This window comes from Nannocystis bainbridge (assembly GCF_028368995.1).
GTDB classification, from domain to species: Bacteria; Myxococcota_A; Polyangia; order Nannocystales; family Nannocystaceae; genus Nannocystis; species Nannocystis bainbridge.
This window is the reverse complement of sequence record NZ_JAQNDL010000004.1, coordinates 284,776-308,119: the sequence shown is the minus strand read 5'-3', so window position 1 is coordinate 308,119 and position 23,344 is coordinate 284,776. Positions and strand designations below refer to the sequence as shown.

Annotated in this window: 14 protein-coding genes; 11 read left to right on the top strand and 3 right to left on the bottom strand. The window is 72.9% G+C overall.

The window, feature by feature from the left end:
* Positions 1-20: 20 nt before the first annotated feature.
* Both POL25_RS38620 and POL25_RS38615 read right to left on the bottom strand, forming a co-directional pair.
* A complete protein-coding gene (locus POL25_RS38620; RefSeq protein ID WP_272091408.1) occupies positions 21-2,795 on the bottom strand; it encodes a S8 family serine peptidase in 2,775 nt (924 codons plus the stop codon).
* Positions 2,796-3,735: 940 nt separating this feature from the next.
* Entirely contained in the window at positions 3,736-3,924 is a 189-nt protein-coding gene (locus tag POL25_RS38615) for a hypothetical protein (RefSeq protein WP_272091407.1), read from the bottom strand.
* Here POL25_RS38615 and POL25_RS38610 point away from each other — a divergent pair.
* Positions 3,923-5,059 carry a hypothetical protein gene (locus POL25_RS38610; protein ID WP_272091406.1) on the top strand — a complete coding sequence of 379 codons (1,137 nt, stop codon included), beginning with the start codon at positions 3,923-3,925 and terminating at the stop codon, positions 5,057-5,059. The two genes, POL25_RS38615 and POL25_RS38610, sit on opposite strands and share 2 nt — an antisense overlap.
* A gap of 94 nt (positions 5,060-5,153) precedes the next feature.
* On the top strand, positions 5,154-6,017 hold the full coding sequence (locus tag POL25_RS38605; protein ID WP_272091405.1) for a sulfurtransferase: 864 nt from the start codon (positions 5,154-5,156) through the stop codon (positions 6,015-6,017).
* 89 nt (positions 6,018-6,106) lie between these two features.
* Here POL25_RS38605 and POL25_RS38600 read toward each other — a convergent pair whose 3' ends face one another.
* Positions 6,107-7,558, bottom strand: a complete 1,452-nt coding sequence (locus tag POL25_RS38600) for a carotenoid oxygenase family protein (protein WP_272091404.1) — start codon at positions 7,556-7,558, stop codon at positions 6,107-6,109.
* A 134-nt stretch (positions 7,559-7,692) separates the two neighbouring features.
* Between POL25_RS38600 and POL25_RS38595 the strand changes: the two genes are divergently transcribed.
* From POL25_RS38595 to POL25_RS38555, 9 genes are all read left to right on the top strand, one after another.
* Complete coding sequence (locus POL25_RS38595; RefSeq protein WP_272091403.1) at positions 7,693-9,195, top strand: FG-GAP repeat domain-containing protein; 1,503 nt, start codon at positions 7,693-7,695, stop codon at positions 9,193-9,195.
* A gap of 336 nt (positions 9,196-9,531) precedes the next feature.
* Entirely contained in the window at positions 9,532-14,658 is a 5,127-nt protein-coding gene (locus POL25_RS38590; RefSeq protein ID WP_272091402.1) for an AAA family ATPase, read from the top strand.
* Positions 14,659-14,677: 19 nt separating this feature from the next.
* Positions 14,678-15,280, top strand: a complete 603-nt coding sequence (locus POL25_RS38585; protein WP_272091401.1) for a glutathione S-transferase family protein — start codon at positions 14,678-14,680, stop codon at positions 15,278-15,280.
* A gap of 311 nt (positions 15,281-15,591) precedes the next feature.
* Positions 15,592-16,374 carry a hypothetical protein gene (locus POL25_RS38580; RefSeq protein ID WP_272091400.1) on the top strand — a complete coding sequence of 261 codons (783 nt, stop codon included), beginning with the start codon at positions 15,592-15,594 and terminating at the stop codon, positions 16,372-16,374.
* A gap of 150 nt (positions 16,375-16,524) precedes the next feature.
* The gene (gene tgt / locus POL25_RS38575; RefSeq protein WP_272091399.1) at positions 16,525-17,670 is read left to right on the top strand and encodes a tRNA guanosine(34) transglycosylase Tgt; all 1,146 of its coding nucleotides are present in this window, start codon (positions 16,525-16,527) and stop codon (positions 17,668-17,670) included.
* Entirely contained in the window at positions 17,667-18,470 is an 804-nt protein-coding gene (locus POL25_RS38570; protein ID WP_272091398.1) for an MnmC family methyltransferase, read from the top strand. Before tgt ends, POL25_RS38570 begins: the two co-directional genes overlap by 4 nt.
* Before the next feature lie 742 nt (positions 18,471-19,212).
* The gene (locus POL25_RS38565) at positions 19,213-20,061 is read left to right on the top strand and encodes a patatin-like phospholipase family protein (protein WP_272091397.1); all 849 of its coding nucleotides are present in this window, start codon (positions 19,213-19,215) and stop codon (positions 20,059-20,061) included.
* A gap of 148 nt (positions 20,062-20,209) precedes the next feature.
* Complete coding sequence (locus POL25_RS38560; RefSeq protein ID WP_272091396.1) at positions 20,210-21,049, top strand: HAD family acid phosphatase; 840 nt, start codon at positions 20,210-20,212, stop codon at positions 21,047-21,049.
* Between the two features lie 270 nt (positions 21,050-21,319).
* Positions 21,320-23,293 (top strand): CotH kinase family protein, encoded by a 1,974-nt coding sequence (locus POL25_RS38555; protein WP_272091395.1) that lies wholly within the window; start codon positions 21,320-21,322, stop codon positions 23,291-23,293.
* Positions 23,294-23,344: the final 51 nt, after the last annotated feature.

Below are 23,344 nucleotides of genomic sequence, written 5' to 3'. Positions count from 1 at the left end.
GTGTGAGCGGCGCGGTCGCGTCAGCGCGCCAGCGGCACGTCGTTGGGCAGGCCCCAGCTGATGCCCGTCCAGCGATCGAGGTTGTACCAAACGCCCGTCTCCGGGTGATAATAGATGCGTTCGCTGGTGCCGTTGCCGTCGGTGTCGGCCAGGCGCGGCAGGTCGCCGGCGGCGCCCCACTGCGCCGACGAATTGGCGCTCGTCTGCAGGTTCATGCGATAGAACGTGCCGTTGCTCGGGCGCCACACGGCGATCTGGTCGCGGCTGGCGACGCGGTCGACGAGCGGGATGTCGCCGCGGAGGCCCCAGCTCTTCGTGAACCATTGCCCGGTCCACGGATAGATCCACCACGTCCCGGTGTTGCCGCGATAGATGGCGAAATCGTCGCGGCCGTCGAGGTCGAAATCGCCGGTCAGCGGGATGTCGCCCTGCTCGCCCCAGTCGAACGTGGTCGAGGTGGTCGCGCTGGTGCGGATGTACCAGCGCGACAGCGAGGTCCCGTTCATCACGGCCTGGCGGAACACCGCCGGCGAGGCGAGGCCGTCGCCGTCGTGATCCATCGGCACCGGGATGTCGCCGTTCAGGCCGTACGACAGCCAGTAGGCCGGCGCGTCCCACGGGCGCACGTGCCAGGTGCCGTCGGCCGGGCGGAACACCACCAGATCGGCCCGCGCGTCGCCGGCCATGTTGGCGGGCACCGGGATGTCGCCCAGCAGGCCCCACTGGTACGACGCGGTCTGCCCGGTGGCAGAGAACAGGATGTACCAGGTGCCGTTCTCGGGCCGCCACGACACCAGATCGTCGCGGCCGTCGCCGTCGAAGTCGGAGTTGCGGATCTGGACGTGGCGCGCGGTGAGGTACTGCGATTGAAGTCGCAGGTCGGGCCGCGGGCCGATGTGCGCGCCGGGGCCCTGGGGCGTGCCCACGCGGCGCAGCAGCGCCCGCAGCTCGCGCGGCGCGAAGGTCGAGCCGAACTGGAAGTTGAGCACGCCCGACAGCGCGACCGCGACGCCGGTGATCATCGGCGAGGCGCCCGAGGTGCCGTTGAAGCCGTTGGCGTACTCGCGGTCGTAGCCGTCGCTGTTGTGCAGCGAGCCGTAGCCGGTGGTGACGATGCCCGAGCCCTGACCCTGGACGTCGACGCGCGCGCCGGTGGTGCTGAAGCCCTCGGGCGCGCGCGTGCTCGGCACGCCGGCGCCGACGATGATCGCGCCCGAGTCCTGGGCCGGATCGGTGGCCGAGAAGGCGCCGCTGAAGCCGAAGTGGCCGATGTCGCAACCATCGCCGTTACCGGCGGCCTCGACGACGATCCGCCCGTTGGCGACGGCGGTGCGGATGGCGTCCTTGACCGCGGGGTCCCACTCGGCGGGCACGAGGTCGTTGCCGTCGGCCGCGCCGTTGAAGTTGCAGTCGAAGCCGGCGCTCGTCTGCATCTCGAGCAGGATGACCGCGCCCGGCCAGAACTGCGCCGCGGCGGCGGTGATCGAGGCGACGCGGTTCCAGCCCCACACGTTCTCCTCGGTCGACAGCCGCACGGTCGCGCTCGGGACCAGGCCGGTGGTGCCGACGGCGTCGTCGGTGCTGCTGAGGATGCCGACCACGCCGGTGCCGTGATCGACGACGTTCTGCCAGCCGCTCCACACCCGCGTCGGCACCAAGTTGGCGAGCACCTCATTGCCGGCGATCGCCCCGAGATCGGCGTGGTTGCGGTTCCAGTTGAACTCGACGTCGGTGTAGCCCCAGCCGTTGCCCCAGGCGTTCCAGAACGAGCTGCGCAGATAGTCGAAGTCCATCCCGAACGGCGCCGAGACGGTGTACGTCTGCAGCGGTCGGTAGTCGCCGACGACCGCGCTCGGATCGGCTCCGGGAGCGGCGAGCGTCGCGGGCGCGCCGGCGTGGCCGCTGCGCGTCGCGTCGTCGTCGTCCGCGAGCAGCGCTGTCGGCGGGGTCGGATCGACGAGCCCGGGCCCGACGGCGGCGGTGGTGCTGCCGATCTTCGCGGTGAAGCGCTCGGCGTCGGGCCACGGCAGCCGATCGTGCTCGCGCGCCGCGGCGGCGAACGCCTCGGCGGCCTCCCCGGCCAGCCCGGGCGGCGCCGCCGGCAACGGCGTGGCGCTCGCCAGCTCGACGATCGGCAGCCGATTGAGGTCGTTGATCAGCGCCACGAAGGCGCGATCGTCGGCGGCCTCGACGAACAGTTGCTGCCACAAGGTGAGGTCGGGCAGCTCCTCGCCGGTGGCCCGCTCGCCGTCGCGTTTCCACGCGCGCAGCAGCTCGGGATCGACGGTGTGCATGGCGACCGCGGCGGCGCGGGCCTGGCCGTCGAGCAGCCGCTGGACCTCGGCGAGGCCGGCCCGACTCGCGGCGGGCGCCGCGGAATCGAGGACCAGCGCGCCGCCGCGGGCCTGAACCCCGCTGCCCTCGACGAACTTGATGTCGATAGCGTTCTTGAACCGCTCGCCGAGGTCGGCGACCGCGAGCACGCGCTTGCGCGCGGCGTAACCGACCCGCGCACGCAGGTCGGGGCGCGCGTCGATCTGCGGGGTGACGAAGGTGGCGGCCGGCGCCGGCAGCTCGGCGCCGCATGCCTGTCCTTCGGGACATGTGATGAGGGTGATCGGCGAGGCGTCGGCCGGGGCGAGCGAGACCTCCACCGGCGCGCCGACGACGAACTCCTGCAGGTCGGCGGCGAGATCGGCGGTCTCGCCGGCCTCGGGCTCGTCGCAGCCGATGGCGAGCGAAGTGGAGAGCAAGGCGATGCGAGGGAGGAGCTTGGAGACGATGAGACGGGTCATGTCAGGTCGTGACTTTCCGGGCGCAGGGACGACCCGACGCCCGTGCCGAGCGCCGGGCCATCGTCGCGGCCCGAGCCATGAGTGGTTCGCGCGCGGCCGGTTGATCCTTACCGGCGAATTACAGCCCGGCGACCGAGGCTGCGGTCCACAGCCCGCGCTCGCGCGCCGCGCTCCCCCACTGTCGACTCGATATGGCGAAGCACCTGACCTTCTCGACTGCCGGACGCGTCGCCGCGGCGCGCGCCGCATGGACTCCTCCGATTTCCTCGGAACGCCCTATCGGGCGGTCGAGGCGCGTATGGGTTCGGTCCCGCCGTTTCTCGGCGACTCAAACCATGCGCAGCTTCTGCGCTTCCGAATTGCGTCGTGGTGGCAGGATTCGAGCGGTCGTGCATCTTTCGTGCATCGCATGCAACCACCCGGTAACCCTGTGCATGCCTTCAGTTCCCTCATTCGAAGATTGCAGCACGTGCGCATACAAAAGCCGATACCGACGATAACTCCGTTCGCATGACAGGAGCATTGCACCCATTGCTGATTTGCGGGGCTTTCTATATGCCGGAGTGATGCAGGACTCTGCCCCCGGAGCGCCGACCCGGCCGCGTGACGAAGCGCTGCGGCGACTGCTGTGTGCCACCCTCGCTTCGCAAGACCTGCATCGAATGGCTCGCGCGCTCGCGGAGCGCTGCGGAGACGACGACCTCGCGCACGCGCTCGGTCGGGGGAGCGTGAGCAGCGTCGCCGGTCAGCTCATCACGCTGATCCACCACCGGGGTGTCGACCGCGAGCTGTTCGAAGAGCTGCTCCGCATGCGGCCGCGACAGTTCACGGCCATCGCTGCCGTCGCGCGACGCTTCGAGATCCAGCTCTCCCCCTCGTCCGCCGCGTCCACGCGCTCCCGGAGGTCGAGCCGCATGAGGCCTGCGCCGCTCCCCCGGACTCACACGTCGACCTCGCTGCTCGTGGTCGGGATGTTCGCGGTCGGGCTCGGCGCCGTCGCCCACGTCGCAGGCGGGGTCATCCAGGCGTTGCTCGCCCCACCGCCGCCGGTGATGCTTGCGGCCGCGATGGTCCCGGCTTCGACGGGGACGACCGCGAACCAGCGAGCGGAAGCTCCCCAGGCGACCATGCCCGCGGTCCCTCTGCCTCCGCGGCCGCCCGAGGCAGCTTGCGCGCATCCCGAGGTCCACGCGGCTTCGCAGGAGCAGTCGCTCGAGCTCATCGTCACGTCGAAGCGCCCGCGGAATCGGGCGGAGCTCGTGACGTTCCCTGCCGACCTCGACAGCGGCGACGCTGCGCGCCACGTCTTCCTCGATCATTTCTTGCGCGGTGACCCGGAGCAACGGCTCCTCTTCGAAGGCGCGGCCTTCAAGCTGTGCGCCCTCGATCGGTGCTCCGGCACCGGGACCTCGGTCGCCTCGCACGTCGCTCGCGCGCCACCTTCCCCCGTGCGAACCACCGCGCCGTCCCGGGCCGAGACGAAGTTCAACCTCCAGGCGCCCCTGGGCGCCCCTTCGCCGCCCAACGCCAAGCCGGCGCCCCCCACCGTCGACGGCGAACCCCAGGTCGGCACACCGATCCCGGAGGTCGGATTCATTCTCATGGAAGAGAATCAATCCTTCGCCAAAGAGCAGCCGAGATCGGCGCATGACTGCACGCGCTGGGACGAACCATGCGCCAGCACGGTGCGATTGCCGGAGGGCACGCGCCTCGGCGAGTTCAGCTTTTCTCTCAACCTTCGGTTCGAGGCGATCGATCCGCCGACGCTCTCGCGGCCCGTCGAGCCGTACGCCGACGACTGCTGGTGGCGCGACGAACAGCCGCTCCTCGCCGACGCCAGCGGGGCGTGCGGCGATGCCCCTCGCTTCGCCGTGCTCGTCACGGTCGACGGAGGCTTGCGCTGGATCGTCGAGGACGGGGCGGATGCCGGGCCCGGCCGGGCCTGGTCCGTCGAAGCTCCTGCGCCTCACGAGGGCGGCGTGCTGGACTCGCGCTGGCACAACGTCACGCTGGTCCGCCGCTTCGGCGACGACGGCGACGCGGCGCTCGAGTTGTGGCTCGACGGAGAGCTTCAAGGCATCGAGGCCTCGAGCGCGCGCACCGACCTCGCGCCCCGCTGGCTCGACGACGAGGACCACCTCCGAGCGCCGTGGTCGTGGTCGCTCGCCGGCGACATGGGCTTGATGCAGCTATGGGAGCGAGCGCTCGATGCCCACGAGCTCGAGGCGCTGCGTCCCGCTTCACTGCTCGACCTCATGCCCTGACTCGACGGTGCCCCGGGACCTTCGTGTTTTGCGACTGCGCCACGAGCGGCAGCGGCCGCCGACGGCTGGACTCAAAACATGCAAGACTGCGAGCATGCGGCCTGCCTCGCTCGTCCTCGCCGTCTCTCTCGTGAGCTGCGCCGCCGGCCCCCCGGACGCCGTCGAGCCGGCGGCGTCGGGGACCTCGGCCTTCGTGCAGGTCGACGAGGTCCGCGGCGTGCGCCCCGACGCCACCCACGTGCTCGTCGATCTGCGACCTGCCGACGCCTATCGCTCGGGACACGCGCCCGGGGCCGTGCACCTCGAAGTCGCCGCGCTGCGGGCGGAGGTCGACGGCGTCAAGGGTCAGCGCGCCCCGCGTCCGCAGCTCGAGGCATCGCTGCGCGCGGTGGGCATCGACATCGGCGACGAGGTCTTCGTCATCGACGCCGACGCTGGCCCGTCGGCGGCGCGGCTGGTGTGGACGCTGCAGTCGTTCGGGCACGCGCCGGAGCGGCTGCACGTGCTCGACGGCGGCTGGGCCGCGTGGGTCGCCGCCGGCGCGCCGCAGAGCTCGGACCCCGGCGCGCCGCAGCCCGGGGACGCGCCGCTCGGCGCGGAGGAGCCAGCGCTGCGCGTCGACGCGGCGTGGATGAATGCGCACCTGGGCGACCCGAAAGTGCTGCTGCTCGACGTCCGCGGCGACGACGAGTGGGCGGCCGGACGGATCCCCGGCGCGCAGCACCTGCCGTGGCAAGCGGCGCGCGCGAGCGATGGCCGCCTGCGATCCGACGCCGAACTGCGCGAGCTGTACGCGCGGGCGCTGACGAGCCCGACGGTCGCGGTGTACTGCGCCTCGGGCATGCGCGCGAGCGTGACCTGGCTGGTGCTGCGGGCGCTCGGCCACGCCGACGTGCGCGTGTACGACGGCTCGTGGAACGAGTGGAGCGCGCGCCCCGACCTGCCGCAGGAGCGCTGACGGCGTCACCCGCTCGCTCGGGTCGCTCGTCGCAACCACCGCTCGAGTTCGACGCCCGTCCGCGTCACCGCTCGCTCTTCATCGCCGCGTCACATCGGGCACCACGCCGCGTGCGTCCCGCTGGCGATCCGCTCCGGCAGGCGCACGCGCGCCACCGGCCCGGCCGCGATGTCCTTCGCCGCGAAGATCCAGCACTCCGACACATCGCGGACCGTATCGCTGACGAACGTCACCACCCACGCCTCGCCCTCCTCGCCCGCGCCGCGCGGCGCCACCGCGACCTCGCTGGCGTAGACCCCCTCCTCGAAGCCGAAGCGGCGCTCCGTGCCCGTCTCGAGATCCGTGTGGAGGATGCCGTCGAACAGGAACCACCCGGGCCGGGCCGTCATCGACCACACGTGGCGGTTGCGGACCCCGGCCGCGCGTGGGTCGATCGTCGGGAACTCGGTCAGCGTCGGCGACAGGTCCTCCTCGCGGCAGGCCCCGGTGATCAGGTTCATCCGCCAGCGGCGCAGCGACGGGCGCAGGCTGGCGAGGTCGACCTGGCGCATGAGCCAGGCGTGCTCGCCGTGCAGCTCCGGCTGCGGGCGCGGCATCGGGTCGCGCTGGGCGTAGCCGTCGAGCACCAGCTCGTCGCCGGCCTCGAACGCGTTGGTGAAGTGCAGCGCGTAGGTCGCGGCCGCCTCGAACCACCGCACCTCGTCGGTGTTGCCGCGGCGCGGCAGCACGGCGAAGCGCGACGGCATCGACGGGTCCCAGCGCGGCCGGTGGATCCCGCGGGCCAGCAGCGCCGGGTCCCAGAAGATCGGGAAATCGTTGAACACCACGAACCGCTGCGACAGCGCCATGTCGTGCGGCAGGCGCGGGCCCGGCAGCGGGATCGCCACGTCGTGCACCCGCTCGCCGCGGCCGTCGACGACCCCGTAATGCAGGTACGGCGCGGCCTTGCCGTAGCGGAAGTAGTGCAGCTCGCCGGTCCGTGCGCACACCTTCGGGTGCGCCGAGACCCCGGTGTCCTGCGGCACCCACGGCTCGGCGCCGAGCGGCGCCAGCGTCTCGGCGTCGAACGCATAGGCGTCGCCGCACTGGTAATGCGTCGAAAGCACGCGCCCGCGGTGGACGATCACGTCGGTGCTCGAGGCGTCCTTCATCCCGCCGCGCGCGCCCCAGCCCGGGTGCTGCGACAGCCGCGGATCCTCGGCGATGCCGGCGTACTGCGGCCCGCCGGCCGCGAGCTCCTGCGCCAGCGCCCGCGTCGGCACCATGCGGTTGCGGTAGCGGGCGCGCCCGCCGGCGAAGCGGATCGCGTGCAGCATGCCGTCGCCGTCGAACGGGTGGTAGCGCTCGAACGCGGGCACCAGCGGGTTCTCGGTGTTGCGCACGTAGAGCCCGGCGAGGTCGTGCGGAATGGCGCCCGCCACCACCTCGAGGTCGTCGGCGTCCCACTCGTTGCACTGCGGCCGCCAGGCGCCGGTGCGGTACGGGTGCGCGTCGTCGGGCGGGAGGAGTGACTTCCAGGTGCGGTGGATCGTGGCGGTCATGCGGCGTCCGCCGACATCATGCGCCGCAGAACGCGATTCCGGGAAGCCCCCTCTCGCGCGAGACGCCGTTCGCCCGCGGCCCCTCGATCGTGCGGTGGTTGCCGCGCTCGCCGCCGCGTGCGACGCTGGCGAACATGCGTCGCTTAACGTTACCCACCTGGACCTTGCGCGCCATCGACCGCGCCTGGCTCGCCGGCCTCGGCCTGCTCGCCTGCGGTCCGACCCCCGCCACCACCGACGGCCCCGACACCGACACCGGCAGCGCCGGCGAGACCACCACCGTCGATCCGTCCGGTCCGACCAGCACCGGCCCCACCAGCACCGGCACCACCGGCACCACCGACACCACTGACACCGGCGGGCCCGCGCCCGAGTGCGAGTCGTTCGCCGACTGCTCCTATTGCCACGAATGTCAGTCCGGCCAATGCGTGCCCGTCGAGTCGTGCTGCCAGTACGCCACCGGACTGCAGCGACCGCGGTGCAATCCGGATCCCGATCCCGGGGACGAGTGCTTCACCGACGACGACTGCTTCTACGACTACGTCTGCGAGGACAGCGCCTGCGTCGCCGATCTGCCGCAAGCGCTGCCGTCATGCGCGCAGCAGCCGATCCGGGCCGCGCAGTGGGACCTCACGGACAACCCCGGCGCGTTCGGCCTCGCCGATCTCGACGGTGACGGCGACCTCGACCTGTTCGCCGCGCTGCCGGCGAGCGGCGCGATCGAGCTCGCGTTCAACGACGGCGCCGGCAGCTTCACCGGCGGCACCCTGGTCGAAGTCGGCGGGCCGCAGGCGGCGATGCACGCGACAGCGGCCGACCTCGACGGCGACGGCGACAGCGACCTCGCCGTCGCCGCGCCCGACAGCGGCGAGCTGGTGCTGCTGTTCGGCCAGGACGGCGCGTTCACGCCGGGCCCGGTGCTGACCGGTCAGAACGCGCCGTGGACGGTCACCGCCGCCGACGTGAACCTCGACGGCCACACCGACCTCGTCACCGTCGGCGTCTTCCTCGGCGTGTCGGTGTGGTCCGGCGACGGCCTCGGCGAGTTCGCCGGCGAGACCTTCGTGCCCGACCTCGTCGACGCGCTCGAGACCACCGTCGTCGACGTCGACCACGACGGCGTGCCCGACCTCCTGACGCCGACGGTCACGCGCCTCGGCCTCAGGCTGCTGCGCGGCGATCCGGCCGCCTCGTGGAGCCTCGTGCGTGAATTCTCGATCGACACCAGCGTGTGGGGCCCGGCGCTCGCGGCCGACCTCGACGGATCTGGCGCCGCCGAGCTGGCGATCGTCCGCCCCGACCAATTCGGCGGGTGGGCCCACGTGTGGACCAGCCTCGACGCCGACGGCTGGCGCGAGCGACCGGACCTCTACACCACCGCCTCGCCGCTGACGGGCGGGCATTTCGCCGACGTCACCGCCGACGGCGCCCTCGATCTCGTGGCCGCGACCGGCTCGGACGACGTCGCCGTGCTGGTCGGCGACGGCCTCGGCGGCTTCACCTGCGAGATCGTGCTCGAGGTCGCCGCCGACACCTCGCCCGGGTTGCTCGTCACCGGCGACCTCGACGGCGACGGTCGCCTCGACCTCGTCGCCGGCGTCGCCGACGGCAAGGGCGTCACCGTGCTCCGGCTGTAGCGATCGGCCGATCGCATGCACCCGCTCCGCGGGCCGATGAATGCAACGAGTCCCGAGTGCCACGATTCGGGGCCAAACCGCGCCGCGCTCGTATTCGCCATGCGCGTCCGCGGGCCACATTTCGCGCCACCGGGGCACCTCCGCCGCGATCGGGCCACGCAGGTGGGACCCCGGCCGACGTATGCGACAGCAATATCTGCCCACGCGCGCTCGGGTTCGTCGCCCCCGCCTCGGGCTCGGCCGTAGCGCCCCCGTGAGCCCCGCCCGGCAAACCTGCTGGCGGCCGCGCCGCCGATGCATGCGGGCGGGCCTTCCATGGCACAATCGGGGTTCCGCGTGCACGAACGCCGAGCCGAAGAGCGCCTGGGCATGCCGGGATTTCGCGTCGTCGAGTCGCTCGTCGCGACTCCGCAATGGCAGGTCGTACGCGCCACTCGCGAGGACGGCACGCTCATGCTGCTCAAGCTGTCCATCGGCGACGCCGGCGCGGGCGTCTTCGCCGAGCTCGAGCGGGAGCACGCCGTCGCGGGGGTGCTCGCCGATCCGGGCATTCTTCAGACTCCCGGGCTCGAGTGGCACGGCTCGCGGCTGGCCCTGATCTACGAGCCCTTCGCCGGGGTGCCGGTCCGCGTCGAAGATCCGCGCTGGCGCGACGAGGCGGCGACGCTGGCCCTTGCGATCGCGGTGACGGAGACGCTGGTGCGCGTGCACGCGGCCGGGGCGATCCACGCCGGCCTGAGCCCCGCGGCCATCTGGATCGACTCGAGCGGGACGGTCAAGCTCGGCGAGCTCGCGCGCGCCGAGGTGGCCGGCGCGATCGGGCCGGCGCCGGCCGACGCGCTGACGGGTCCGATCGGCTTCCTCGCGCCCGAGCAGAGCGGCCGCACGCGTCACCCGCCCGACGCGCGCGCCGACCTCTACGCGCTCGGCGCGGTGCTCTACGCCCTGCTGAGCGGCGCCCCGCCGTTCGTCGACGACGATCCGCTCGAGCTGCTGCACGCCCACCTGACCCGCCTGCCCGCGCCGCTGAAGGACATGGCGCCGACGGTCTCGCCGGCGCTGGCGGCGATCGTGCACACGCTGCTGGCCAAGAACCGCGAGGACCGCTACGCCAGCGCCGCGGCATTGCTGCTCGACCTGCGGGCCGCCTGCGCCCACCCCGAGGGCGCCCCGTTCGAGCCCCGCCGCGACGCGCCGCTGCGCCTGCCCGACAGCCTCTACGGGCGCGACGAGGCGCTGCTGCGGCTGCGGCAGGCCTTCACCCGCGCGAGCGAGGGCGACAGCGCCGTGTGCCTGCTGGCAGCGCCCTCGGGCGGCGGCAAGACGGCGCTGGTGCAGGAGCTGGCCGGCGAGCTGGCCGAGCGGGCCCGCTTCGCCGCCGGCAAGTTCGAGCCGCAGCGCAGCAGCGAGCCGTTCTCGGCCCTGTCCCAGGCGTTCGGCGGCCTGTTGCGGCACGCGCTCTCGGGCCGCGAGTCCGAGGTCGCGAAGTGGCGCGAGCGGCTGCGGCGCGGCGTCGGCCCTGGCCTGCCGGTCATCGCCGAGCTCTTGCCCGAGCTGCAGGCGATCGTCGGCGCCCAGCCCCCGCCCGCCCCGCTGTCGGCCGGCGAGCGGCTGCAGCGGCTGCAGCTGACCCTGCAGCGCTTCGTCGCCTGCTTCGCCGCCGCCGACTGCCCGCTCGTGCTGTTCCTCGACGACGTGCAGTGGGCCGACGCCGCCAGCCTGCGCCTGTGCGAGGCCCTGGCGGCCAGCGTCGAGGTCCGCCACCTGCTGCTGATCGAGGCCTTCCGCGACAACGAGGCCGCGCCCGGTACGCCGCTGCACGCCCACCTGACCGCGCTGCGCGGCCTCACGCCGGCGCCGGTGGAGGTCGCGCTCGGCTCGCTCGGCGTCGACGAGGTCGAGCACCTGCTGCGCGACGTGCTCGGCGGCGGTCCCGTGCGCCCGCTCGCCGACGAGCTGCTGCGGCGCACCGGCGGCAACCCGCTGTTCGTGCGCGAGTACCTGCGCTTCCTCCACCGCGAGGCCCGCCTGCGCTTCGACGCCGCCGCCGGCGCCTGGACCTGGGCCCTCGCCGGGGTCGACGCCGCCAGCGTGCCCGAGACCGTCGCCGACCTGTTCGGCGCCACCCTGCGCAAGCTGCCCGCGCCCACCCTGCAGGCCCTGAAGGTCGCCGCCTGCATCGGCGCTCGCTTCGACCTCGCCCTGCTCGCCAGCGTCCTCGGCTGCGACCGCGACGAGGCCGTCGTGCGCCTGCGCCCCGCCCTCGACCTCGACCTCGTCGCCGCCGCCGGCCCCGGCCTCATGCGCTTCTTCCACGACCGCGTGCGCCAGACCGCCGACGCCCTGGTCGACCCCGACGATCGCCCCGCGCTGCACCTCGCCATCGCCCACGTCCTGCTCGCGCGCGACGGCGGCGACGCCAGCGAGGTCCTGTTCGATCGGGTCGCTCACCTCCGCCGCGCCGAGCCGCGCCTTCACGACCCCGCCCTGCGCCGCCGCGCCGCCGAGCTCCACCTGCAGGCCGCCCGCCGCGCCCGCGCCAGCACCAGCCACGACGCCGCGCTCGCCCACGTCCTCGGCGGCCTGCTGCTGCTCGGCGACCCGTCCGACGGCGTATCGCCCGTCGACGTCGCGACCTGGGTCCCCGGCGATCCGCTCGGCTTCGATCTGCAGTTCGAGCGCGCCACCTGCGAGTACCTGCGCGGCGCCATCGACCGCGCCGACGCCTGCCTCGACGCCCTCGCCGACCGCGAGCTCTCCACGCGCGAGCGAGCCCACGTGCAGGCGCTGCGCGTCACCGTGCACGTCACCGCCGGCCGGATCCACGCCGCGATCGAGGCCGGGCGCGAGGGCCTGCGGCTGCTCGGCGTCGACCTGCCCGAAGGCGAGGACGCGCGCCGGGCCGCGATCGCCAGCGAGCTGTCGGCGCTGCATGACGACCTCTCGAGCCGGCCCTTCCTCGCGCTGATGGACGCCCCGCCGCTGCAGGACCCCGGTCATCGGGCCGCGCTCGAGATCCTGCAAGAGCTGCTCACGCCGGCCAACATGACGATGCCGGACCTCTACGCCCTGCTCATCACCAAGCAGGTGCGGATCACCATCGATCACGGCCACACCGACCTCTCGGCCTTCACCTACGTGATCTTCGGCTTCTTCCTCGCCACCGTGCGCCGCAGCTACGGCGAGGCCGAGGCGTTCGGGCGGTTCGCCCGCGAGCTCAACGAGCGCCGCGGCAGCCCCGAGCTGCGCTGCCGGCTCGGCTTCGTGTTCGCCTCCTACACCCACTTCTCGCGCCCGCTCGTCGAGGTCGTCGAGGACCTCCAGCGCTCGCGCCGCGACGGCCTCGAGTCGGGCGACTACAACTATTTATCCTTCGCCTGCAGCCACCAGATCATCGCCATGTTGAGCCTCGGGCGCCCGCTGGCCGAGGTCGCGGCCGCGGCCGACGAGGCGCTGCTGCTGATGGAGCGGACCCGCGTCGCCTCCTCGCGAGCCGTGCTGACCGTCGCCCGTCAATTCGTCGCCGCCCTGGTCGGCGACACCGTCGCCCCGCACGCCCTGTCGGACCCCGGCTTCGACGAGACCTCCTTCTGCGAGCGCCTGCGCCGCGACAGCCTGACCTTCGCGCTGCGCTGGTACTACCTCGCCCGCCTCCAGCTCGGCGTGCTGTTCGGCCGCACCGAGGAGGCGCTCGCCTTGCTCGAAGAGGTCGGCCCCGGGATTCAGGCCGGCTACGGCTTCTACTTCACCACCGAGCTGCCGCTGTTCGGCGCCCTCGTCGCCGCCGCCGCCGCCGGCCGCTCGATCGCCCGCGACGAGGCCCTGCGCCGCTGGATCGATCCGTTCCACGAGCAGCTCGTCGAGTGGTCCGAGTCCGCGCCCGAGACCTACGAGCACCGCGCCCGCCTCGTCGAGGCCGAGCGCGCGCGCCTGTGCGGCGACCACGACGGCGCCGGCGTCGCCTACGACCAGGCGCTCCGCCTCGCCGTCGACCACGGCTTCGCCTGGCACGCCGCCCTCGCCGCCGAGCTCGCGGGTCGCTACTACGCCGCGATCGGCAGGACCCACGTCAGCCAGATGCTGCTGCGCGACGCCAGCGAGCGCTACGCCCGCTGGGGCGCGCACCCCAAGGCCGCGCAGCTGCGGCGCGAGCTGCCCCACGCCGCCGCGCTCGAGCCCATGGCCGCCTTCGTCCCGCGCGCCGCCCAGGCCGAGCTCGACCTCCGCAGCGTCCTGCGCGCCTCGCAGGCGTTCGCCGCCGAGCTGCGGTTCGAGGACCTGATCCACACCGTCATGCGGATCGTCGTGCTCACCGCCGGCGCCAGCCGCGGCGTGCTCGTGCTGCAGGAGCACCACGGCCTCGCCGTCGTCGGCGAGTTCGCGGCCGACGGCGACGCCCGCACCCAGCTGGCCCTCCAGCCGCTCGAGGCCAGCCCGCGCGTCCCCGCGGTCCCCATTCGCCTGGCCTTTCGGACAGGCGAGATCGTCACCCTCGACGACCCCGACATCGCCGCCGCGCTGGCCGCCGACCCGGTGTTCGCCGAGCTGCGCCCACAGTCGCTGGTGTGCCTGCCGCTGGTGCTCCGGGGCCAGCGGCTCGGCGCGCTCTACCTCGAGAACCGCGTCACCGCCGGCGCCTTCACCCCCGCGCGCATCGAGACGCTCCACCTCCTCAGCTCGCAGATCGCCACCTCGATCGAGCACGCGCGCCTGGTCGCCCGCCTGCAGGAGGCGCGCGAGGCCGCCGAGTCGGCCAGCCGGGCCAAGAGCACCTTCCTCGCCAACATGAGCCACGAGCTGCGCACCCCGCTCAACGCGATCATCGGCTACGCCGAGCTGCTCGCCGAGGTCGCCGAGGACCGCGGCGACGGCGAGCTGCAGGCCGACATCGGCCGGGTCCAGCGCGCCGGCTCGCACCTGCTCGGGGTCATCAGCGACATCCTCGACCTGTCGAAGATCGAGGCCGACAAGCTCGAGATCAGCCTGCAGTCGTTCGCCGTCGCCCCGCTGGTCCACGAGGTCGCCGAGGCCGTGCGGCCCTTGATGCAGCGCGCCGCCAACGACTTCGTCGTCGAGGTCGCGGACGACCTCGGCGACATGCACAGCGACCCGGTGCGCCTGCGCCAGGTGCTGCTCAACCTGCTCAGCAACGCCGCCAAGTTCACCCAGGCCGGCACCGTCAGCCTGCGGGTGCGCCGCGACGGCGAGCGCATGGTGTTCGCCGTCGACGACACCGGCATCGGCATGACCGCCGAGGAGACCCAGCGCGTGTTCGAGGCCTTCCATCAGGCCGACAGCTCCGCCGCCCGGCGCGCCGGCGGCACCGGCCTCGGGCTGACGATCACCCGGCGCCTGTGCGAGCTGCTGGGCGGCCGCGTCTCGGTCGTCAGCACCCCGGGACAGGGCTCCGTGTTCACGATCGAGCTCCCGGCCGCGGGCCCGGCCGCGCCCGCGAGCGCGTGAAACCGGGTATCCTGCGATCATGCTCAGGCTCTACTACGCCGCCATGACCTCGGCCTTTCGCTGCCGCTGGGCCCTGGAGGAGGCCGGACTGCCGCACGAGCTCGTCCGCCTCAGCCTCGCGCGGGCCGAGCACAAGTCGGCCGATTACCTCAAGGTCCATCCGCTCGGCAGCATCCCCGCGCTCGTCGACGGCGATCAGGTCGTGCTCGAATCGGCCGCGATCTGCATGTACGTCGGCGAGAAGGACCCCGAGCGGCGCCTGGTCCCGGCGGAGGGCACGATCGCCCGCGCGCACTACTATCAATGGATCCTCTTCAGCATGACGAACCTCGACAGCGTCGTGCACGGCCCCTACCTGCGCGCCTTCCCGCGCCCGCCCGAGCTGCGCCGCGGCACCGCCACCGACGACGAGCGGGCCGCCCTGCGCCGCTACCTCGACCTCGTCGGCGATCGCATCGCCGGCGGCTGGATCCTCGGCGAGCAATTCACGGTCGCCGACATCGTCCTCGGCGGCCTGCTCGAATGGGCCGACACCTGCGGCCAGCTGCGCGGAGCCACGGTCGCCGAGGCCTACCTGGCCCGCCTGCGCCAGCGGCCCGCGTTCCAGCGCGCCGCCGAGTGAGGGCATTCGTCGCTCGCAAGGGCGCGCCCGCGGCCCCATGGGGCACCCCGGGGCACCCCGGGGCAGCGAGGGGGCTCCCGCGCTGACTCCGCGCCGCCGGTTCGCGGAACTCCACGACAAATTCGCGGGCCCGTCGCTTGCTGATGCGAGCTCCGTCCATGGAAGCATCGACGAGCCCAGCGCGGATGTCCCGCGCCGACCGCGTTCGATGCACCGCGAACGACGGACCTACGATCATGAAGACCAATCGGACGAATGCATACACCCTGACATTGATGGCTCTCGGCGCGCTGACGACAATGGCGTGTGACGTGGACAGCGGCCCCGAAGTCGTCGAAGCGGCCGATGCCGTCGCCGACGAGGCGCTCGTCGCCGACGCCGACGACGCCGACGCCATCCTCGACGAGCTCGTCCTGGCCGAAGGCGTGCGCGTGCGCTTCGTCGACGAGCGGGTCTCGATCGCCGACGGCGGCATCGGCATGCTGGCGCTCGGGATCCCGCGCTTCGCCGAGGCGGTGCACTCGCTCGAGCTGACGCCGCTCGAGCTGTACCTGGCGCTCGCGCCCGAGAACGACGCCCCGGCGCGGCTGTGGGAGGACCACGCCCGGCTCGCCGCCTCCCCGACCCCGCGCGCGTTCCGGCTCGAGCAAGGCGCGCTGGTCCCCGCGGCGGTCGAGGCCTTCGCCGCCCGCGCCCCCGAGCCGCTGTTCGCCCAGACCGTCGACGGGCTGCACGTCACCGTCACTTGTTACGCCTGGTCGCAAGCCTTCTGCCCGGACATCGACGCCAACCAGGGCGGGTATGACGCCTGCGCCTCGAGCTACGCCAGCGCCTCCCTCGCGTACGCCCACACCGGCGTCGCGGGTCAGCGGTGGCTCGGCGGCACCACGTGCAACGAGGACTGGGACTGGCAGGTCCAGGTCGAGTCGCTGGCCAACGTGTGGGGCGTGGTCTCGGGCACGAGCATCTCCATGACCCCCAACGAGTGGGTCGTGTACACCAGCACCTCGATCACCGCGAGCGACTACCGCTCGAAGGTGGTGCTCACCTCCCCGACCCCGTGGCAGTACTACCTGACGGCCGCGCGCGACTGATCGGCCGCGCCCGCGGGCCGCGAGCGCGGCGTCGACGATCGACGCACCCGCCCGCGGTCCTGGCGCGCCGCACGACGTGAAGAAACACCCCACGCGCGGCGGCGTGCCCGCGGCGACGGCTCCCCCCGCCTCCGTTACACTCCGCCGCCCATGCGCTTCCCCTTCCACGTCAGCGCCGTCGACCCGGGCTCACGCGCTCGCCGGGGCGCGCTCGACACCCCGCACGGCCGCGTCGAGACCCCCGCCTTCATGGCCGTCGGCACCCGCGCCACCGTCACCGGCCTGACGCCCGCCGACCTCCGCGACGTCGGCGCCCAGGTCGTGCTCGGCAACACCTATCACCTGATGTTGCGCCCCGGGCCCGACCTGTTCCGCCGCGTCGGCGGCATCCACCGGTTCATGGGCTGGGACGGCCCCATGCTCACCGACTCGGGCGGCTACCAGATCTTCTCGCTGCCCGGCGATCGGGTCATCAGCGAGCGCGGCGCCCGGTTCCGCAGCTACACCGATCAGCGGTTCCACATGCTCTCGCCCGAGGCCTCGATCGCCATGCAGGAGGCGATCGGCGCCGACATCATGATGGTCCTCGACGTCTGCGTCGACGCCCGCTCCGACGAGGCCACCACGCGGACCGCCATGCAGCGGACCCATCGCTGGGCCCTGCGCAGCCTCGCCGCCCGCACCGACACCCCGCAGGCGCTGTTCGCCATCATGCAGGGCGGCATCTTCCCCGCCTTGCGGCGCGAGTCCGCCGCCTTCCTCACCGACCACCCGTTCGACGGCTTCGCCATCGGCGGCCTCGCCGTCGGCGACACCCGGGCCGAGCGCGAGGAGGTCACGCACATGGCCGCCGAGCTGCTGCCCGCCGATCGCCCGCGCTACTTGATGGGCGTCGGCACCCCGCCCGATCTGCTGCACGCCATGCTCGCCGGCGTCGACATGTTCGACTGCATCCTCCCGACCCACCTCGCCTGGCAGGGCACCGCCTTCACCTCCACTGGCCGCGTCAAGCTCACCCGCGCCAGCACCACCCGCGAGGACCGCCCGCTCGACGCCGACTGCACCTGCAGCACCTGCAAGCTCTACACGCGCGCCTACCTCCACCACCTGTTCCGCTGCAGCGAGCCGCTCGGCCCGCGCCTGCTCTCGCTGCACAACCTGCACCACTATCACGCGCTCATGGCCGAGGCTCGCGCCGCGATCGCGGCCGGCCGGTTCTCCAGCTACGCCAGGGCCAAGCTCGACGCCATCGATCGCCACGAGCACAGCGAGCGGCGCATGGGAGCGCTCGCGTGAGCGACGACTGCGAGGTCGTCACCACCACCGGCGGCGCGCGGGCCATCCTCGATCGCCGCGTCGGCGAGGTCATGCACCCCGTCGTCGGCCCCGCCGTCGAGGCCACGCGGCTCTACTGCGAACCCGCCCGCCTGGCCGCCCGCCTGCGAGGCCAAGCGCCCCTGGTGCTGCTCGACGTCGGCCTCGGCGCCGGCAGCAACGCGATCGCGGCCTGGCGCCTGTCGGAGGCGCGCGACCGCGGCGAGCGCCTGACGATCGTCAGCTACGAGCGCAGCCTCGACGCCCTGACCCTCGCCCTGCGGCCCGAGCACGCCGCCAGCTTCGACCTCGACGGCCCCGCCGGCGTCGCCGCCCACGCGCTGCTCGGCGCGGGCCACCACGACACCGCCCTGACCTCCTGGCGCCTCGTCGTCGGCGAGCTGCCCGCCTCGCTCGCCGAAGGTCCCGCGGCCGACGTCGTGTTCTGGGACCCGTTCTCGCCGCGGGCCAACCCCGAGCTGTGGTCGGTCGCCGCCTTCACCGCCCTGCGCCGCCGCTGTCGCCCCGGCGCCACCGTGCACACCTACAGCGGCGCGACCGCGGTCCGCTCCGCCTTGCTGCTGGCCGGCTTCTTCGTCGGCGTCGGCGAGCCGACCGGCGACCACAAGGCCGCCACCTGCGCGAGCGTCGACGCCACCGACCTCGAGCGCCCGCTCGACCCACGCTGGCTCGCCCGCCTCGCCCGCTCGACCGCTGCCTTCCCCGCCGACGCGCCCGCCGACGCCTACGCGCGCGTCGCCAGCCACCCGCAGTTCGCGTGATCGCAGCTCGGCGTGACCCCTCGCGCCGAAGACATTGTCACGCGCGCAAACGTCGAGGGGTTGCGTGCCCCATCGCTGACCTCCGCGCCGCGATGTCGGAGCGGAGCCGCTTCGCATCACGCGCTCCGAGGTTCGATGCCGCGTCGCCGACCTCACGCGCCTCGATGGGGAGCCCCGTCGATTCACATCGTGCAATCGAGTTTCGATGTCGCGTCGCCGACATCCGCACCCCAATACGGGAGCCCCACCGATTCGCATCACGTGCTCCGAGGTTCGATGCCGCATCGCCGACCTTTCGCGATGCTGAGCCTCACCGATTCTCTCCGCGCGCCTCATCGTTAGCGATCGCATCGCCGACCTCCCGCACCTCCCGTCTTAGATGCTGGAGCGCCGCGCTCGTCGCTCGCGTTTGCATCGCGGACCTCCAGCGCCTCCTGTCGTCGCGGCTCGAGCCCTCACCGATTCGCATCCTACGTGCGAAGGCCATGTCGTCGCGTCACTGGCGCCCGCAACTCTCGTCGTCGATGCTGAAGCTTCGTCGACTCGCATCACGCCTGTCGAAGTTCAATGTCACTGGCCTCCGCATCACTCGCCTCGCCGCGCCGCGCGACGCTTCACGATCGCCGGCCCCGCCCGCTGCTCGCTCGCATCCACGCCATCGCGCGCATCGTCCGGCGCAGCCCGCATCGCCCTTCGCCGCCGTCCCCTTGACCGCGCCGCGCCCCGGTGTTAGCTGCCGCCCATGCGCGAGTTTTCGGTCGTGTTCGCGGGCGGCGGCTGTCGGACCTTCTGGGCGCTCGGGGCTTACGCCGCCCTGCGCGAGCTCGGCACCACCGTCGAGCTCGCGGGCGTCTCGGCCGGCGCTGCCATGGCGCTGGCCGCCGCGCTCGACCTCGAGGAGGCCCTCGTCACCGCCTTCAGCGCCCGCACCGCCGTCAACCCGCGCAACGTCTACCCCGAGCGCCTCATCCTCGGCCGTCCCGCCTTCCCGCAGGAGGCCATGTACCGCGCCACCATGAAGGAGCTGCTCGACGGCGCCAGCTTGCGGCGCCTCGTCGACGCTCCGCGCGTACGGATCCTCCAGGCCTGCGTCGCCCCCGGCTGGCGCGTCGTCCCCACCGTCGCCAGCGCCTGGTGGGCCTACGCCGACAGGCGCCGCCGCGGCCAGCTTCACGGCCCCGACGTCCCGCACCCTGGCATCCTCGCCGAGGTCGACACCGCCCACGAGGCCACCGACGTCGCCGAGCTGTCCGAGCGAGTCATGCGCTCCTCGGCCAGCCCGCCGGTGACCCCTGTCCTGCGCGCCGCCGATCGCATCTACTTCGACGGCTGCCTCGTCGACCCCGCCCCCGTGCGCGCGCTCGGCCCCACCGCCCGCGCCGGCGCCGTGCTCGTGCTCCTCAACCGCCCGCAAGCGCTCCCGAGCACCCGCAACGTCCGCTACCTCGCGCCCTCGCAAGAGGTCCCGATCCACAAGTGGGACTACACCAGCCCCGCGCGCGTGCGGAAGGCCTTCGACATGGGCCGCCGCGAAGGCGAAGCCGTGCGCGCCAGCGTCGAGCGCTTCCTCGCCGACGTCCGCCCGGCCTGAAACCGCCGCGCCTCCCTCGCGCGCAGCCCGTCACGATCCCGCAGCGCCCGCGTCGTGCTTCGGCCCCACCGCCGTCACACCGCTCCGCCTCGCCCGGCGCCCGACAGCGTGGGTCTGCCGGCCATTTCCCGCTACTCTCCGGCCACCCATGTCCCTCCTGCCTCGCATCGCCCTCGCCCTCGCCCTCGCTGCGCCGCTGGCCTGCAAGCACACCCCGGTCGCGGCGGGCGGGGCCGCCAACGACATGTTGTTCGCGGTCGCCTGGCTGCAGACCAGCGCCGAGTACGAGGCCGCCGCGCTGCAGGCTTACGGCGCCGCCGGCCCCGCGCTCGAGCGGGCCCTCGCCGACACCACCTGGACCGCCGCCGTCGAGCAGCAGGGTGATTTCGCCGGCCTCCCGCCCGCCATCATCGTCGACGTCGACGAGACCGTGCTCGACAACAGCGCCTACCAGGCCCGCCTGATCGCCAGCGGCGGCGAGTTCGCCCCCGACACCTGGGGCGCCTGGATCGACGAGCGCAAGGCCACCGGGGTCCCGGGCGCCGCCGCCTTCCTCGCTGCTGCTGCTGGCAAGGGCGTGCGCGTCTTCTACGTCTCGAACCGCGACCTCCCGCAGGCCGAGCCCACCCGCGACAACCTCGCGCGGCTCGGCTTCCCCGACACTGCCAACCTCGACACCTTCTACTTCCGCGACCCCGAGCGCGGCTGGAAGGAGAAGAGCCCGCGCCGCGCCGAGGTCGCCAAGACGCACCGCATCGTCCTCATGTTCGGCGACAACCTGTTCGATTTCGTCGACAAGGACCACGCCACCCTGGCCGAGCGCGCCGGCCTCGTGCGCGAGCACGCCGCCTGGTGGGGCGCGCGGTGGTTCGTCATCCCGAACCCGATGTACGGCTCGTGGGACGACGCCCTCTTCAACTACGACCGCAACAAGACGAGGGCGCAGAAGCAGGAGCTGCGCCTGCAATCGCTCGACCCCGCCCGCTGACCCGCGCGGCCCCAACCTGCCCCGAGAGACAGCCGCCGTCCCCGGCTCGCCCCCGCCCCATGACCTGTCCCGAGAGGCAGCCCCGGCCCGCGCGCTCTCTCGCCCCTCGGCCGCCCGCAACATGTCCCGAAGGACAGCGCCGAGCCGCGCCTGCGTAGCGCCTCGATCCCCGCGGAACCCCGGCCAGCACGTCCCTCACGCCCTCGCGGCCCCTGGACCTGCAAACGCCGACCCTCCCACCCGTCTGCAGTCGGCGTACCGTCGCGGGTCATGGCCCGCACTGCCGTTTACCGCTCCGTCCCGCTCCTCCTCGCCGCCGCCTGCACCAGCCCCACGGCTCAGACCACCGACGCCACCACGGACGCCACCACCACCGACGCCACCACGACGGACGCCACCTCCGACGCCAGTGAGACCGCGCCGACCACCGGCACTCCCGGCACCACCACCTCGACCACCGACGTCCCGACCACCGGCACCACCGACACCTCGACCACCGACGCGGTGACCACCAGCACCACCGACGCGACGTCGACCACCACCGCGACCACCACCGACGCCACCGCGACCACGCAGGAACCCGACACCACCAGCGGCACCACCGGCGATCCGGACCCCTACCTCGAGGCCGAGCCGCTGTTCGCCTTCGGCGCCATGGCCGAGTTCGACCTCACCCTCTCCGACGAGGCGATCGCCGCTCTCGACGCCGATGGCAAGAAGTACACCAAGGGCGACCTCGTGGCCAAGATCGACGGCCAGGTCTACGAGCTGACCGAGATCGGCGTGCGCCTCAAGGGCAACTACGGCTCCTATCGCACCCTCGATCAGAAGGCCGCCTTCCTCCTCAATTTCGACCGCAACGTCGACGACCAGCGGCTCTTGGGCCTCGAGAAGCTCGCCGTCAACAACATGGTCCAGGACTGCAGCATGCAGCGCGAGATCCTCGGCTACTCGCTCTTCCGCGACGTCGGCATCGCGGCCCCCCGCGCCGGCCACGTCGTCGTGCGCGTCAACGGCGAGCCCTACGGCCTCTACACCGCCGTCGAGTCCGTCGACAACGAGCCCTACCTCGACCACTGGTACGGCAGCGACAAGGGCAGCATCTACGAGGGCGCCTACGGCAGCGACATCCGCACCGACCTCGTGCCCTCCTTCGATCAGGACAACGGCGACGACCTCGAATTCGCCGACCTCTACGACTTCGCCACCGCGCTCGACGGCATGCTCGACCCCGCCGCCTTTACCAGCGACGTCGCCGCTGTCCTCGACCTCGGGCGCTACCTCGATTTCGCCGCCACCGAGATCTACCTCGGCCACTGGGACGGCTACGCCTGGACCCGCAACAACTACTACGTCCATCGCCCGCAGGAGGACGGCGCGCTGTGGACCTTCATGCCGTGGGGCATCGACCAGATCTTGCGCGACCACCTCGACCCGTTCGGCGGCGACGGGCGGCTGGCGCAGATGTGCGCCGCCTCGCAGCCGTGCCGCGAGCAGCTCGCCGACAGCTTCGACCACGTGCTCGCCCGCGTCGACGCCCTCGACCTCGCCGGCGCCGCCGCCGAGCTCGGGGCCAGCATCGCCCCGGCCGTCGCCGCCGACCCGCGCAAGGAGTGCAGCGACGGCGACAACACCAACGAGATCGCCGGCAACGTCGCCTTCTTCATGCAGCGCGCCGCCTCTGTCCAGGCCGGCCTCGCTTGCACGATCCCCAGCGACGTCGACCTCGACGGCGACGGCTTCTCCGCCTGCACCGACGACTGCGACGACAACGACCCCGACGTCCACCCCGGCGCCCAGGAGGCCTGCGACCTCGACGACGACGACTGCGACGGCGTCTGGGACGACGACCCCCTGTGCCCCCACTGCGTCGAGAAGGACCTGCCCGGCCCCGGCACCGCCCAGCTCTGCTTCGTCGCCTTGCCCTTCGCCCAGGCCGAGGCCGACTGCGTGACCCAGGGCGGCCACCTGCTGTCGATCCCCGACCAGGCCACCCAGGACTGGGCCGCCGCCGAGGCGTTCATGGTCGCCAACAGCGACTGGTGGATCGGCCTCAACGACATCGCCAGCGAGGACGATTTCGTGTGGACCGACGGCACCGCGCTCGGCTTCACCGCCTGGAACGAGGGCGAGCCCAACAACGCCGGCGAGGAGGACTGCGCCAACCTCCCCGCCTGGTCCGCCGGCCTGTGGAACGACCTGCCCTGCGACTCGCCGCGGCCGTACATCTGCAAGACGCCCTGAGCACAGCAGCGAGCCGCGGCGCGCCGTTTCGGGCCGCCGCGGCGCGCAGCT

What these genes read in the sequence shown, in the direction of transcription:
- POL25_RS38620 (WP_272091408.1), bottom strand. Translation starts at nt 2,795, where the DNA reads ATGACCCGTCTCATCGTCTCCAAGCTCCTCCCTCGCATCGCCTTGCTC.
- POL25_RS38610 (WP_272091406.1), top strand. Translation starts at nt 3,923, where the DNA reads ATGCCCGCGGTCCCTCTGCCTCCGCGGCCGCCCGAGGCAGCTTGCGCG.
- POL25_RS38615 (WP_272091407.1), bottom strand. Translation starts at nt 3,924, where the DNA reads ATGGTCGCCTGGGGAGCTTCCGCTCGCTGGTTCGCGGTCGTCCCCGTC.
- POL25_RS38605 (WP_272091405.1), top strand. Translation starts at nt 5,154, where the DNA reads ATGCGGCCTGCCTCGCTCGTCCTCGCCGTCTCTCTCGTGAGCTGCGCC.
- POL25_RS38600 (WP_272091404.1), bottom strand. Translation starts at nt 7,558, where the DNA reads ATGACCGCCACGATCCACCGCACCTGGAAGTCACTCCTCCCGCCCGAC.
- POL25_RS38595 (WP_272091403.1), top strand. Translation starts at nt 7,693, where the DNA reads ATGCGTCGCTTAACGTTACCCACCTGGACCTTGCGCGCCATCGACCGC.
- POL25_RS38585 (WP_272091401.1), top strand. Translation starts at nt 14,678, where the DNA reads ATGCTCAGGCTCTACTACGCCGCCATGACCTCGGCCTTTCGCTGCCGC.
- tgt (WP_272091399.1), top strand. Translation starts at nt 16,525, where the DNA reads ATGCGCTTCCCCTTCCACGTCAGCGCCGTCGACCCGGGCTCACGCGCT.
- POL25_RS38565 (WP_272091397.1), top strand. Translation starts at nt 19,213, where the DNA reads ATGCGCGAGTTTTCGGTCGTGTTCGCGGGCGGCGGCTGTCGGACCTTC.
- POL25_RS38560 (WP_272091396.1), top strand. Translation starts at nt 20,210, where the DNA reads ATGTCCCTCCTGCCTCGCATCGCCCTCGCCCTCGCCCTCGCTGCGCCG.
- POL25_RS38555 (WP_272091395.1), top strand. Translation starts at nt 21,320, where the DNA reads ATGGCCCGCACTGCCGTTTACCGCTCCGTCCCGCTCCTCCTCGCCGCC.